Source organism: Bacillus sp. NPDC077411, assembly GCF_044543425.1.
GTDB classification, from domain to species: Bacteria; Bacillota; Bacilli; order Bacillales; family Bacillaceae_G; genus Bacillus_A; species Bacillus_A bruguierae.
In genome coordinates this window covers 107,384-122,392 of sequence record NZ_JBITWA010000004.1, presented here as the reverse complement: position 1 = coordinate 122,392, position 15,009 = coordinate 107,384, and the positions used below count along the sequence as shown (strand labels likewise).

Below are 15,009 nucleotides of genomic sequence, written 5' to 3'. Positions count from 1 at the left end.
CCTACTTTTACCTTTTTACTTCACCATATAACTCTTCAGCTGATCGCGAAGTGCTCGCTTCAAAAACTTCCCGACAGATGTTTTCGGGATTTCTTCTACAAATAAAATATCGTCTGGCATCCACCATTTTGGAAATTGACTTTCTAATAAATCGTAGAGCTCTTCTTGATTGACCATTTCTCCTTCTTTTAAAACGACACATGCAACAGGACGCTCTTGCCATTTTTCATGTGGAACAGCAACGACAGATGCTTCTAATACTTTTTCGTGTGTCATTAAAGCGTTTTCTAAATCGACGGAAGAAATCCATTCGCCGCCGCTTTTAATCAAATCTTTCGTGCGATCAGCAATTTTAATAAAGCCTTCCGGGTCCACTGTTACGATATCGCCGGTGTGCAGCCAACCATCTTTCATCGATTCTTCAGTGCGTTCATCATTATAATAGCTACCGGCAATCCATGATCCGCGAAGGCAAAGCTCTCCCATTTCTTCACCGTCCCACTTAATCTCACCGTTTTGACCAATTACCTTCATTTCAAGGCCTGGGAATAAATAACCTTGGCGAGAACGAAGCTCATAATATTCTTCTTTCGGTAAATCACGTTGATACGATTTCGGACAGTTAATGACAACAGCCGGACTTGTTTCCGTCATTCCGTAGATTTGTCTGAACGCAATTTCATATTTTTCTTCATATGTGCGAATCATACCTTTTGGTGCTGCCGATCCGCCTGACCATATCGTACGAATACTGCTAATATCATACGGATACTTTTCAAGCTCTTGCAGTAAACTAATCCAAATGGTCGGGACGCCAGCAGTAATCGTTACTTTCTCACGTTCAACTAACTCTGCTAAAATTTCCGAAGTAAAGTGCGGTCCTGGTAAGACAAGCTTTGTACCGAACCATGTACTTGCAAATGGAAGTCCCCACGCATTTACATGGAACATCGGAACAACAGGCATACACGTATCTGCTTCTGATATGCCCCCTCCGTCTACAAGTCCAAGCGTATAGCTATGGAGTGCAATGCTACGATGCGTGTACACGACGCCTTTCGGTTTTCCTGTCGTCGCGGAAGTATAGCACATGCCGGCAGGTGCTTTCTCATCTAAATCTGTTACAAATTGAAATGTTTCATCGCCTTCTTCGAGGAGTTTATCATAGTGATATGCTGGTGATAATGTTGTATGAGGTAGTGCATCGTCATCTGTCATAATAATAAATGCTTTCACATGAGGAATTTCGTTTCGAATACTTTCTAATATAGGAACCATATCTTCATCTACGAAAATAATTTTATCGTCGGCGTGGTTAATAATGTAGGAAATGTGTTCTGCAGAAAGGCGCAAATTAATTGTATGTAATACAGCTCCGATTCCTGGAATCGCAAAATATGCTTCTAAATGGCGGTGATGGTTCCAGGCAATTGTTCCTACTTTATCTCCTGTCTCAATTCCCATTTTCCTTAATACACTTGCAAGCTTTCTTGTCCGCTTTGCAATTTCTCCGTACGTCAATGTTTGAATGCGCGATGCCGTACGCGAGACAACTTCCTTTTTTGAAAAATACTTCTCTGCCCGTTCCATCATTGCCGGAATGAGAAGCGGTACATCCATCATCATCTTACATGCCCCCTGTTATCATTGTATATTTAAAGATACAACTGTATTATAACATGACAAACATGTGCAAAAATCAACAATCTTTCCTACCTTTTCTACAAAGTCTGACACAGAATTACAACAATTCTATTTATCCCGCTATTCGTGGGCAGTAATACTCCCGCCTCAAAATTCAGCAAAAGCATTGTCCAGCTCCAGTGGCTAGAATGTTCGGTGGCTTCGCTTCTTCCTACGAGGTAAAAAAACCCTCTACGTCAGAAGCTCCATCCCCCTCACATTCTGAACGAGCCACTTCCACTTTTTTTAAGAAGTTAGGTGGGAGATAAACTGCCCGTAAAAGCCCGATTGGGAGGGCTAATAATCAGTGGGGGATGAAGAAAACCCCCACTGATTAAAGTTTCACTTTATTTAAGGCAATGTATTCTTATCAGGGCTACCGTTCGACACACTGTAAAGATCGTTCGATAAAACGAAACATCCATATATAAAAAAGCATAGCGCCGCCGCACTATGCTTTCACTTCTTCGCCGTCAATTTCCCCTCATACTGATTCAGCGGTGAAATTGCCACACCTTTATAATAATGCGCAACAATATCTGTATATACCTTCCCTTCCTTCGCCATTCCGTTTGCACCGTATTGGCTCATTCCAACGCCGTGACCATATCCTTTCGTTGTGATAACAATTTGATTCCCTTGCTGCTTCCACGTAAAATCAGAGGAACGTAAGCCTAATTTGTCCCTCACATCTTTTCCTGTTAATGTCTTTCCTTGAAAGTCAACTTCCTTAACACGCTTTCCTTCTGTGCGTTCTTTAATGTTGCCAATATTTCCATTTTCTAACACTTTTACACCAAGACGCTTTTGAAAGTCAGCAACAGTAAAAGTTTGTTCACTCGTAAATTTTGGTGCTTGTTGATCCCAAGGACTATTTACACTTTTTAAATACGGATAGTCACTGCCCCAATAATCGGCGGCATTTTCTGTATAGCCATTGCTTGTCGAGAAAAATGACGCTGTAATCGGGCTGCCTTCATACGTTAAAACTTGTCCGGCTGTTTTTGATACCGCCTCTTCAATACGCTTCATTTTGCCTTCGTACTCTTTGCCCCACTGTTCTTTTAGCTCCGCTTTACTTTTGTACACTTGATTGTCTACCGTATCTGTTACGTCCGCTTTACTTTGAAGCCTTTGTTCGCTTAACATACGCTTCACAACGAATGTACGCGCTGTTAATGCCTGTGCCTTTAATGCTTCCATTTCAAAGTTTGCCGGCATTTCTGCAGCAACAACGCCGGCAACATAGTCTTCAATTGAAACAGTTTCGGTCTTTTTTTGCTGACTGCGATACACAGATACTTGCACATCAGTTTTTGTAGGAGAGGGAGCTGGCATGTCTTGTGTGGACTTGGGAGCAGAAGGTGAATGATTCTTGCCTTCTTTAACTTTTCCAAACGGAAAAACAAGCGCGCTTGGTACAATAATCACTAACGCTACTAACAGCACTATGATGACGATAATGGGCTTTGTCGTTTTCATTATCTTCCTCCACTATGAAATTAGACTCATTTCATTCTTATGGAGTAAGACAAGCATTTAGAACACGTTCTTTTTTACCTAATTCTTATTTAAATTTTTAGAATTTTTAATGAAACAGGCATAAATATTATGTTTCTTGACTATAACAATAAGAGTACATAAAAAATAGCTTCCATGCCTTTGCATAGAAGCTATCCCTATTAAGCGTGAAGATCAGATACTTGTTGTTCTACTACTTCTTCCACTTGTTCAGTTACACGTTCAATATCTGCACCTAATGCAGCTAACTTGCCGTGGAAGTTTACATATCCGCGGTCAAGATGTTTTAATTCCGTTACGCGCGTATGACCTTCAGATACTAAACCGGCTAAGATTAACGCTGCTGCAGCACGTAAATCTGTTGCTGCTACTTCAGCGCCTTGCAGGTTACCTGGCCCATTCATAATTACAGAACGACCTTCGATTTTAATATCTGCATTCATACGGCGGAATTCTTCCACATGCATGAAACGGTTTTCGAATACTGTTTCTGTAATCATGCTTGTGCCGTTTGCTTTCAATAATAATGCCATCATTTGTGATTGCATATCTGTTGGGAATCCTGGGTGTGGCATCGTTTTAATATCAGCCGCTTTTAACTTCTCAGGGCCGATAACGCGTACACCTTCGTTTTCCTCAATAATTGTAACACCCATTTCTTCCATTTTTGCTGTAATAGAACGTAAATGTTCTGGTACAGCATTTTCAATTAACACGTTTCCGCCTGTAATTGCTGCTGCAACCATAAATGTTCCTGCTTCAACACGATCAGGAATAATCGAATGGTTTGCACCATATAATTTATCGACACCTTCAATACGAATTGTGCCAGTTCCAGCACCGCGTACTTTTGCTCCCATTGCATTTAAGAAGTTCGCTAAGTCTACGATTTCTGGTTCTTTTGCTGCGTTTTCAAGAATTGTTGTCCCTTCTGCTAATACAGCGGCAGACATAATGTTTTCTGTTGCCCCTACACTTGGGAAATCTAAGTAAATTTTCGCACCAGTTAACTTACCGTCTACATATGCTTCAACAAATCCATTACCAACCTTTACTTTTGCTCCCATTGCTTCAAAGCCTTTTAAATGTTGGTCAATTGGACGTGAACCAATTGCACATCCGCCAGGAAGTGCAATACGTGCACGACCATTACGTGCTAAAAGCGGCCCCATTACAAGAACGGACGCACGCATTTTACGTACATATTCAAACGGTGCTTCGATGTTTAATTCTTTTGATGCATCAATTGTTACTTCATTGTTTGCAAAAGATACTTCTGCATTCAAATGACGTAATACCTCATTAATTGTGTATACATCTGATAATTCTGGTACTTCAGATAGTACATTCTTTCCATCACTCGCTAATAGGGCTGCAGCGATTATAGGTAATACAGCGTTTTTTGCGCCCTCTACGCGCACTGTGCCGTTCAACCGCTTTCCGCCACGGACGATGATCTTTTCCAAGTTATTCCCCTCCGTGTCCTTTTTTCACATCTATTCAATACTCAGAAGTTATGATCGGTGTGCCAACCACAATTGTATTCTTGTTGTTTGTAGAACGTATTGCTATTTGCACATTGATTTTCTCTTTATTTGTTGAAAGAGCGTCATTCCATTTTTTATTATATGCGGAGACTGACACAAATGCTCTTTCTTCTACTTTTTCAATCATTTTTGCTGAAAGATCTTTCAAAACTTCATTTACTTTATCTTGCAAAACACCTTCAATCTTATCATTGAGCGCCCCTTGAATACAAGTATAAATTTTTGGTTTTGTATCAAAAATTTGATTCATTTTATTAATATATTTAGGATTCCATTTTTCTCCGCTCACTTCATATATAATGAAAGTGTTTTCTTTAGTATTTTCCATTGTCCATGTAACTACCAGTCTTTCTTCATAAGAAGAAAATTTTTTTTGTGCAGTTGCCTTGTAGCCATCTTTAGACTGCTCAATTTCCCATTCTTCTACATTTGCACGTTCCTTCAGTTGCTTTAGTAACTCTTCAAACGTATGTATATTTGAAATTGTCTTCGTTTCCCTTGCTAACCAAGACCAACGCTGAACATTAGTACCGTTCTTCTCTAAAACAGCTATCATGCTCTCCATTTTTTCCTGGTCGCTCACAGGTTTCATCTCTCTATATCCAGCTAAAAATACAACCACACTCACGATAATCAACATCATGGCTTGCATTTTTTTCACGTTCATCCCCTCCTAGTCCCCATTGTTGACGGAGAAGGATGGTTCTATACGTTGTACTTTTTTACTTTACAAGGTACGTTAAACTCTTTGAATAGCCTAAATAATCAAGGAGAAAATTACTTACAGATGCACCGATGGCAATCGTTACAAAAATAAGAAGCACCTTCATTTGCAGTACTTTTCCCGGCTTCATTAAGCGTTCTAGGTGAAGACCTTGCAGTGCCCACCACGTAATGGTAATAAACAGTAAATGCGACACAATTGCAATGAGTGCTTGTTGCCCTAAAATTTGTGCCATAACAAATCGACCCCTTTTATCCTGCTCTAACGGGCAACTCCCCGTATGAACCAGACTGCTTACTACTTATGTAGTAAAAGAAAATTTACCAAAATAAAAAGTGCAGAGTTTATGCTCTACACTTTCAATTTGTACTATTGTACCATATTCCCAAGAAAGAAGAAATCTTTCATAAGCGGAAAATAATTATAAAAGAAATTGTAACCGCTGGCTGGTAATATCCCGAGCACAACTGTTGCAATTGCGCAAAGGCTTACAACGATTTTCAAGTTAACCGGAAGAACGATACGCTCCTCACTTTCTGCCCGGCGAAAAAACATTTGCTGCAAGATGCGAAAATAGTAGATGAATGAGATAACCGTTGTTCCCATCATTATCGATGCTAGCACGTAATGAGCTGGCTGAACGATAAAGGCCCCTAAAAAGATGTTAATTTTCCCGATAAATCCAGCTGTCCCAGGAATACCAGCAAGTGACAAAATAAAAATTGTCATCATGATTGCAGCAAACGGTGATCGTTTATATAAACCAGCAAAAGCAGATATATTTTCTTGCCCTGTTCGTAAAATTATTCCGTGGATAATTGCAAATGCTCCGATATTCATCAGTACATAGGCAAACATATAAAACCACATACTATCCATAAGAAATGGCGACATCGCAACAAGCGGTACGAGTAAATAACCAGCATGTGCCACTCCTGAATACGCAAGCATCCGTTTTATACTATGCTGTTTTAAAGCAACGCTATTCCCAACAATCATCGTTACACTTGCAAGAACGGCAATATAGATGCTCATATTGCTAAATAGTGATGCTGCCCCATTTTGCACAGGAATAGCTGCGAAAATGACTAAAAAAATGCGAACAATCATTACAAATCCAGCAATTTTCGATACGGTTCCTAACAATGCCGTAACAGGCGTTACTGCTCCTTCATACACATCAGGTGCCCACATATGAAATGGGACAGTTGCAATTTTAAAAGACAAACCGATAAAAAGCAGGATAAACGCAAGTGACAACAACAGTTGTATATCGCCGCTCACACCTTGCATAAATAAACGCTGCATATCTAAAATATTTGTTGAACCCGTCAGTCCGTACAAATAACTCATTCCAAACAACGTAATTGCCGTAGAAATACCACCATTTATTACATACTTCATTGCCGCTTCATTCGAAGCTTTATTCTTCTTACGAATACCGACTAAAATGTACGAAGACAACGACAATAATTCAAGACCGATAAACAGTGTAATAAGATCACTGCTAGATGCCATAAACATCGCACCAAGAAGTGCTGTTAAAAATAAGTAATAATACTCTCCCAGGTCTTCAATCGGCTGCTTATCATCATCTTCTACCGCAAGAAGTAATACAAGAATGCCGCCGAGCAATAAGAGCGTTTTAAATGCTTTTGAAAATCCGTCTAATACAAAAGATCCATCTAAAATCTCTCCAGCCGGTGCACCGTATAATGTAACAAGCGCCACAAGTGCGAGTATGACCACACCAATTGCCCCGTACGATAAATTCCGGCGCTCAAACGTTTGTTTTGCAAACAAATCAAGAAGTGATAGAAGAATAGCCCCGCCAAGCAGGATGAATTCCGGCGTCATTAGATGCCATGATAAGTCTAGTAATGTTTTCATATCCATCTTCTACCTACCTCCTAACGATTGTAATGTGTCACGAAGCGGTTCACCTAGTACATCTGGCAGAATACCAATGATGAGAATACATGCCAGCAAGATCACCACCGGAATATATTCCCACCCGTGTATATCGCCCTTCGCTTCGCATTCGCTTTTTCCAAATATAACTTGCATAGCTGCCCGGAGTACGTACACTGCTGTTAAAATAATCCCGATTACTCCGATTGCCGCTAATACCCGGTGCTCCTGAAACAAGCCAAGAAATGCGAGAAATTCACTCACAAAGCCGGACATTCCAGGAAGTCCGAGCGAAGCCATACTTCCCGCTAACAAGAATCCGCTAAGCACCGGCACTTGCTTCGCTAAGCCGCCAAGTTTTGTAATATCAGAAGTATGAAAGCGCTGCTCGATTATACCAAGCAGGAAAAACAACAGCGCCGCAATTAAACCGTGGGAAACGACTTGGAACAATGCCCCCTTCATTCCCGCCGTGTTCAGCGCAGCTAAACCGATTAATACAATTCCCATATGCGAAATACTTGAATATGCGAGCACCTTTCGGAAATCGGTTTGAACAAGTGCTAAGAGTGCCCCGTACAGCAAGTTGATAACTCCTAAAACTCCTAAGAACACCGCGAATTTTTCAAACTGCTCCGGGAAAAGTCCCATTCCAAAACGCACAATTCCGTATGCTCCAATCTTTAAGAGAACACCTGCATGCAGCATGACTACCGCTGGGTGCGCCTCCACGTGGACATTCACCATCCAGCGGTGCAGCGGAAAGACTGGAAGTTTAATCATGAACGCAATCATAATCGCTAGAAATAAACCAAGCTGCAAGGAGTTAGACAGTTCACCAACCGTCGTCATTTCTTTTCCTGCTAAAACGACTTGCAGCTCTGCAATATTCGTTGTACCTGCTCTTGCAAATAAAATGGAAAAAGCAATAAGTAAAATCGCTGAACCGATGCCGTTATAAATTAAATAGCTGTACGCCGCTTTTTCACTACTAAATTTGCCCCATTTCCCAACAAGTAAAAACATAGCTGGCAGTGTAATTTCAAAGAACATGAAGAACAGTAGCAAGTTTTCTGCAGCGAAGACGCCAAGCATACCGATTTCAAGCATAAGCAGTAACATATAGAAACCTTTTACGTGCTTTGTAACGGAAAAGGCTGTAATAGCTGCCAATGTCGCCAATAATGCCGTAAGAAACATCATAACGAGTGAGAAGCCATCAATGCCAAGTTCGTAATAAATGGTAAACAGTTCTTTCTCTACACTTGGAAAGTTTCCAAATTGAATCCACTTTACCTTTTCTGCAAACATCGTTAAACTTTTTCCCGATGCGTATGTACTTGCGATAAAGAGCGCGGACCCAAGCGGAAGTAATGTTCCAAGCAAACCAACAATCTTCGCTGCTCTTTCCTCTTTCTTCGGTACAAATGCCAGCAGTATGATACAAAGCAGCGGGGAGAAAATGAAGAAAGATAATAGAAAGGAACTCATTGTCCATACCCCCCTGTCAATAACAGAATCATTACGAGTGCAGCTAAGCAAACCGCTGTAACTGTGCCGTACATTTGCACTTGTCCGTTTTGTAGTTTCGAGCCAATCGTACTTACACCTTTTACGATGCCGCTAATAAACTGCATGGTTCCTTCCACAATATACGTTTCAAAGAAATATAGAACATATGCAATTCCTTTAACGAGCGGAAGCACCGTTTTGCTATACAATTCATCAATATAATATTTCTCCTGGAGCAAGCTATACATGGCAGTATTCTTCCCGCCAAGCCAATCATGTGGAATGGTACGTTTTCCATATATCAAATATGCTAAACCAATCCCAGCCACTGAAACGAGCGTTGCCACGATCATAATCCAGGCCGGGCCATGAACCTCTCTCACTTGAAACGCCGCGTCTTTTGTAAGCCAATCCCCAAGAAAAGTTCCGAACCAAGGTGTATTCACATAACCAGCCACAATCGCTAGGACGCCAAGAACCATCATTGGCACTGTCATTATCTTTGGAGACTCACGCACATGTTTCTGCTCCCCGCGCGCCTCTCCCGTGAAGACAAGGAAGTACAAGCGGAACATATAGAAAGCAGTGAAGAAAGCTGCGATTACCGCAAGGACGAATAAACCGTAATTGCCGCGTTCCCACGTCACCGCTAAGATTTCATCCTTACTAAAAAATCCAGAAAATAACGGAACGCCGCTAATCGCAAACGTACCAATTAAAAACAATAAGCCGGTCACTTTCATCTTCTTAAACAGACCGCCCATTTCCTCGATGTTTTGCGTATGCACCGCATGAATGACGCTTCCGGCAGCTAAGAATAATAATGCCTTGAAGAAAGCGTGCGTCGTTAAATGAAAAACCCCCGCCACGTACCCAGCAGAACCGAGCGCAAGCATCATATAACCAAGCTGACTCACCGTGGAGTAGGCTAATACACGCTTAATGTCTGTTTGTACGATACCAATAGATGCCGCAAAGATTGCCGTAATACCGCCAATAACTGCAACAGTTTGCATCGCTGCTTCGCTCGCTGCGAAAAGCGGGAACATAGTAGCAACTAAATATACCCCAGCAGCAACCATCGTCGCTGCGTGGATTAGCGCCGATACTGGTGTTGGGCCTTCCATCGCATCTGGAAGCCACGTATGCAGCGGAAACTGACCTGATTTCCCAATTGCACCGACAAAGATTAAAATCGCCGTTAATGTAATCATCGTCCCCGAAATCTCTCCAGTTTGTACGGCCTGAAAGATTACCTCATAATCAAAGCTGCCAACTTGCCAGAATAATAGAATCATTCCAATAAACAAGCCGACATCCCCGATACGCGTCATAATAAACGCTTTTTTTGCAGCTGCCTTTGCCTCTTCTTTAAAGAAATAAAACCCAATTAATAAAAAGGAGCCGAGCCCTACTAACTCCCAGAATATATAAAGCTGTAATAAGTTAGTAGAGATGACAAGTCCAAGCATCGCAAATGTAAACAGCCCTAAGTATGCATAAAAAATATGGAGTCTTTCATCGCCATGCATATACCCTTTCGAATACATATGAACGAGCAAACTCACAAGTGTGACAATAAAGAGCATTAATGCATTTAATGCATTTACTTCAAAGCCAAAAGAAATATTCACATCCCCAATTTGGAGCCAAGTCCATTGCTGCTTTACTGTTTCTGATGATAGCCGTTCTATTAATACAAGTACCGCACCCACAAATGAAAGAAAGGTGAGCAAGATGCCGAGCCAGCTGCTTCCTTCTTTTAACTTCTTGCCAAACATCACGAGTAAAACGAAAGACACAAGCGGGAAAAGCGGTATTAGCCATGCATAATCCATCATGAATTCCTCCCCCCTTTTCGATCATCATCTTAATGCTTTAACGAATCCATTTCATCTGTATTGACCGTTTCGCGGTTTCTATATAGAGCAATTAAAATTGCCAAACCCACCGCTGCTTCTGCCGCAGCGACGGACATTGTGAACAATGAAAAAATTTGTCCCTTTAAATTTGGAAACATTCCTAATTTACTAAAGGCAACTAAATTTAAGTTCGCCGCATTTAACATAAGTTCAATACAAATTAATACAGTTACTGTATTACGCTTCGTTAACGCTCCAAATAAGCCGATGCAAAACAATATAATCGCAAGCGTCAAGTATGCAGAAGCTGGAATACTATTCATGCGAATCCTCCTTTTTCTCATCCTTCTTCGCAAGTACAATTGCACCAACAAGAGCAACAAGTAATACAACAGATGTTAACTCAAACGGTATTATATACTTCGAATACAACAATTCACCGATATGACGTGTATTTTGTTCATGAAGTACGATACCATCTTGAACACGTCCATTTTCAAAGTCCACATTATTCACCGCAAAATACATCACCACACCAAAGATTACAACAGCAAGAAAAACAATCAATTTACGAAAGCCGAAACGTGCTTCTTCTTCATCATTATGTTTCGTTAACATAATGCCAAAAATCATAATAATCGTAATCGCACCGGAATAAATCAAAATTTGAGCAACCCCAACAAATTCTGCTGATAACATAAAATAAAGCCCAGCAATACTAAGGAAGGTAAACACTAGAGCGAGCATCATATGCATCACTTTCGTTAAGTTCAGCATAAGTACACCGCCCATAATCGCAAGCAGGGCTAATGCCAAAAATGCTACTAACTCGCCGCTCATGCTTTATTCTCCTTTCTCACATGTTGATTATTTTCATCAAGCCACTGTAAGTTTTTGAATAAATCATCACGCGAATATTCGGCTAGCTCAAAGTTATTTGTCATCACAATCGCTTCTGTCGGGCAAACTTCCGTACAAAGATCGCAAAGAATACAAATTTCAAAGTTAATATCATACGTATCAATGATTTTCCCTTTCTTCTCTGGATCTGGATGTTTTTTCCCTGTTAGTTGAATACAATCTGTTGGACAAATATTTGCGCATTGATTGCAAACGATACATTTTTCTGGATAAAACTTTTGAATACCGCGAAAGCGATCTGGGAGTGGTAGTGGTTGATTTGGATAGTCGTACGTTACTTTTTTCTTACTTAAATTGCTAAGTGTATACTTTAAACCTTTAAGTAATCCCTTCATTGTACTCCTGCCCCCCTTTTAGATTAGAAGAACAACTCTTTTATCAATGCTGCTAAGAAAATATTTGCAAGTGCTACCGGCAATAATACTTTCCAGCCAAACTCCATTAATTGATCGCCTCGTATACGCGGGAACGTCACGCGGAACCAAATTAATAGAAAGACAACCGCGCTAAATTTGAGCGCAAACCAAACAGCTCCTGGAATAAACGCTAGAAACGAAATTGGCTGCCAACCTCCTAAAAATAGTACCGTCATAAGCGATGCCATTCCAAAGAAATACACATACTCCGAAAGCATAAAGAACGCCCAGCGAAATCCCGAATACTCCGTATGATATCCAGAGACGAGCTCCGATTCGGCTTCCGGTAAATCAAACGGCGTTCGGTTCAATTCAGCAACAGCTGCGATTAAAAAGACAATAAAACCAATTGGCTGCACGAAAATGTACCAAACCCCTTCTTGCGCTTTTACAATATCATTTAAATTCAAGCTACCCGTTAGAAGGATGACCCCAATTACGCTCATCACAAGTGGAATTTCATAGGAAATCATTTGTGCTGCAGCTCGCATTCCGCCGAGTAACGAATATTTATTGTTGGACGCCCAGCCTCCCGTTACAACACCAATTGTTGTAATACCTGAGACTGCAATGTAATACAGTAAGCCAACGCCGATATCGGCAAACTGCAACTTATCTGTAAACGGAATAACTGCGAGTACCATAAATGCCGGCGCAAACGCAATGACCGGTGCTAATATGAAGAGCGGTTTATCGGCTAATTTCGGAATCGTATCTTCTTTTAGCAAAAGTTTTAGCACGTCTGCTACTGTTTGCAAGAGTCCAAAACGGCCGCCCACTTGGTTCGGTCCTATACGCCCTTGCATAAATCCCATTACTTTTCGTTCTGCTAAAATCCCATATGTAACAAAGCCAAGAACAACAAACAACAACAACGTTGCCAATCCGAAAAAGATAAGAAAATTCGTCCAGCTTGCGGGTGACTCTAAGAGGTTTTGTATCATCACCCATCAACCTCCCCAAGTACAATATCAATGCCACCTAAAATGGTAATTAAGTTTGCGATATTTTCACCTTTCAAGATATGCGGTAAAATTTGCAGATTATAAAAAGATGGGCGGCGGAACTTTAAGCGATACGGCTCTTTCTTTCCATCACTTGCAATGTAACAGCCAATCTCGCCGCGCGGTGACTCAATTCGCACGAATGCTTCACCTTTTGGTGGTTTAATAATCTTTGGCACCTTCGCTAAAATGGCTCCTTCTTTCGGAAACTGCTCTACCGCTTGTTCAATAATTTTCAGTGACTCTTCAATTTCCTCCATTCGGCAAATATAACGGTCCCAAGCATCGCCCACTTTACCAATCGGAACGTCAAAATCAAAACGGTCATAAATAGAGTACGGCTCATCTTTGCGAAGATCCCATTTCACGCCTGTGCAGCGCAGGTTTGCTCCGCTTAACGAATATTGCAGGGCATCCTCTGCCGAGTAAATACCGACTCCCTTCACACGGTTTAAGAAAATTTCATTGCCGCTCACAAGGTCGTGATATCCCTTTAACTGCTCTCTCATATATGGAACAAACTCACGCACTTTTTCAATCCAGTCGTCCGGCGCATCCCACTTCACCCCACCAACACGCATATAATTAAATGTTAAACGCGCTCCGCATAATTCATTCAGTAGGTTAATAATCATCTCGCGTTCGCGAAATGCATATAGAAATGGACTGACTGCTCCAATATCAAGCAAATTGGTCCCCCACCAAACGAGGTGACTCGCCACGCGACCAAGCTCCATTGCAAGTACGCGCAAATATTCAGCACGCTCTGGTATTTCAAGCGCCATCATCGTCTCAACTGCGTGACAGATGACATAGTTATTGGTCATCGCTGCTAAATAATCCATTCGGTCTGTGTACGGAATAATTTGCGTATACTGCAAACTTTCCGCAATTTTCTCTGTGCCGCGGTGCAAATAGCCAATTACAGGCGTAGCTTCTTTAATGATTTCCCCGTCAATTTTAATGACGAGCCGAAACACACCGTGCGTACTCGGATGCTGCGGCCCTACATTTAAAAGCATTTCTTCTGTACGAATCATGTTTTACACCCCCGCATCAAACGGCTCATAATCTTTTCGCAGCGGATGACCAATCCAATCATCTGGCATCAAAATCCTCTTTAAATTTGGATGCCCTTCAAACATAACACCAAGTAAATCATACGCCTCGCGCTCCGGCCAATCTGCCCCGCTCCATAGCGATGCAATAGAAGGCACTCTCGGCTCGTCCCGGTCAAGTTTTACTTTTACCGCTACAGATTGCTTCTTGCCGTAAGAAAATAAATGCACATACACTTCCATATGCGCCCCAAAATCTGTTGCATGCAATTCTGACATATAATTGAATGCACATTCAGGATCTTTCTTTAACAGCTCCATCACTTCATAGTAATGCGCTAATTTCACAACGAGCGTTGGAACATCTTTAGACAACCTATTAATATAGCAATCTTCTAGCACACCTTCGCCAAGTTTCACTGTAACTGCCTGAACATACACATCTAAATACGGCTGATTTTGCGAAGGTTTGTCTACTTTCGCTTCTTCCTCTTTCTTTCCTCCAGCAGCGCGGGCCTTTGCTGCCGCTGCAGCTTTTGCTTTTGCGAACGCAATTGCTTTTTCTTTCTCAGCATCTATGCTTCCATCTTCAGATGCTTTTTGCTTCGCTAACGCCGCTACCTTCGCTGCTGCGACCGCTTTCTCTTTCTCCACATCTTCCGGCTCGGCTGCTTTCTCCTTTTCTTTCTGCTTCGCTAACGCTGCCGCCTTTGCTTTGGCCGCCGCTGCTGCCTTTGCCTTCGCTACTGCGATCGCTTTCTCTTTCTCCACATCTTCCGGCTCGGCTGCTTTCTCCTTTTCTTTCTGCTTCGCTAACGCTGCCGCCTTTGCTTTGGCCGCCGCTGCTGCC

The 15,009-nt window shown here is 41.6% G+C and carries 14 protein-coding genes; all 14 read right to left on the bottom strand.

Features of this window, described 5'->3' with window-relative positions:
- Nucleotides 1-15 precede the first annotated feature (15 nt).
- Nucleotides 16-1,626, bottom strand: a complete 1,611-nt coding sequence (locus ACIGHG_RS07770) for a long-chain fatty acid--CoA ligase (protein ID WP_396547906.1) — start codon at nt 1,624-1,626, stop codon at nt 16-18.
- A 516-nt stretch (nt 1,627-2,142) separates the two neighbouring features.
- The gene (gene spoIID / locus ACIGHG_RS07765; RefSeq protein WP_396547904.1) at nt 2,143-3,165 is read right to left on the bottom strand and encodes a stage II sporulation protein D; all 1,023 of its coding nucleotides are present in this window, start codon (nt 3,163-3,165) and stop codon (nt 2,143-2,145) included.
- A 200-nt stretch (nt 3,166-3,365) separates the two neighbouring features.
- Nucleotides 3,366-4,670: a UDP-N-acetylglucosamine 1-carboxyvinyltransferase gene (gene murA / locus ACIGHG_RS07760; protein ID WP_336471907.1), complete on the bottom strand. Its 1,305-nt coding sequence runs from the start codon at nt 4,668-4,670 to the stop codon at nt 3,366-3,368.
- 34 nt (nt 4,671-4,704) lie between these two features.
- The gene (locus tag ACIGHG_RS07755) at nt 4,705-5,403 is read right to left on the bottom strand and encodes a YwmB family TATA-box binding protein (RefSeq protein ID WP_396548059.1); all 699 of its coding nucleotides are present in this window, start codon (nt 5,401-5,403) and stop codon (nt 4,705-4,707) included.
- 70 nt (nt 5,404-5,473) lie between these two features.
- Nucleotides 5,474-5,710 (bottom strand): DUF1146 family protein, encoded by a 237-nt coding sequence (locus ACIGHG_RS07750; protein WP_090917823.1) that lies wholly within the window; start codon nt 5,708-5,710, stop codon nt 5,474-5,476.
- Between the two features lie 134 nt (nt 5,711-5,844).
- Nucleotides 5,845-7,365, bottom strand: a complete 1,521-nt coding sequence (gene nuoN / locus ACIGHG_RS07745) for an NADH-quinone oxidoreductase subunit NuoN (protein WP_396548058.1) — start codon at nt 7,363-7,365, stop codon at nt 5,845-5,847.
- Between the two features lie 9 nt (nt 7,366-7,374).
- Nucleotides 7,375-8,877: an NADH-quinone oxidoreductase subunit M gene (locus ACIGHG_RS07740; RefSeq protein ID WP_396547902.1), complete on the bottom strand. Its 1,503-nt coding sequence runs from the start codon at nt 8,875-8,877 to the stop codon at nt 7,375-7,377.
- Nucleotides 8,874-10,739, bottom strand: coding sequence for an NADH-quinone oxidoreductase subunit L (nuoL, locus tag ACIGHG_RS07735; RefSeq protein ID WP_396547900.1), 1,866 nt, complete (start codon nt 10,737-10,739; stop codon nt 8,874-8,876). The genes ACIGHG_RS07740 and nuoL overlap by 4 nt, the downstream gene beginning before the upstream one ends.
- A gap of 29 nt (nt 10,740-10,768) precedes the next feature.
- Nucleotides 10,769-11,083: an NADH-quinone oxidoreductase subunit NuoK gene (gene nuoK, locus ACIGHG_RS07730; RefSeq protein ID WP_396547898.1), complete on the bottom strand. Its 315-nt coding sequence runs from the start codon at nt 11,081-11,083 to the stop codon at nt 10,769-10,771.
- Nucleotides 11,076-11,600, bottom strand: a complete 525-nt coding sequence (locus ACIGHG_RS07725) for an NADH-quinone oxidoreductase subunit J (RefSeq protein ID WP_396547896.1) — start codon at nt 11,598-11,600, stop codon at nt 11,076-11,078. Before ACIGHG_RS07725 ends, nuoK begins: the two co-directional genes overlap by 8 nt.
- Entirely contained in the window at nt 11,597-12,016 is a 420-nt protein-coding gene (nuoI, locus tag ACIGHG_RS07720) for an NADH-quinone oxidoreductase subunit NuoI (RefSeq protein ID WP_336471902.1), read from the bottom strand. Before nuoI ends, ACIGHG_RS07725 begins: the two co-directional genes overlap by 4 nt.
- Nucleotides 12,017-12,039: 23 nt before the next feature.
- Nucleotides 12,040-13,041, bottom strand: a complete 1,002-nt coding sequence (gene nuoH, locus ACIGHG_RS07715) for an NADH-quinone oxidoreductase subunit NuoH (RefSeq protein ID WP_336472102.1) — start codon at nt 13,039-13,041, stop codon at nt 12,040-12,042.
- A complete protein-coding gene (locus tag ACIGHG_RS07710; protein WP_336471901.1) occupies nt 13,041-14,141 on the bottom strand; it encodes an NADH-quinone oxidoreductase subunit D in 1,101 nt (366 codons plus the stop codon). Before ACIGHG_RS07710 ends, nuoH begins: the two co-directional genes overlap by 1 nt.
- Before the next feature lie 3 nt (nt 14,142-14,144).
- A partial coding sequence (locus ACIGHG_RS07705; RefSeq protein ID WP_396547893.1) for an NADH-quinone oxidoreductase subunit C occupies nt 14,145-15,009 on the bottom strand: 865 nt, incomplete at its 5' end.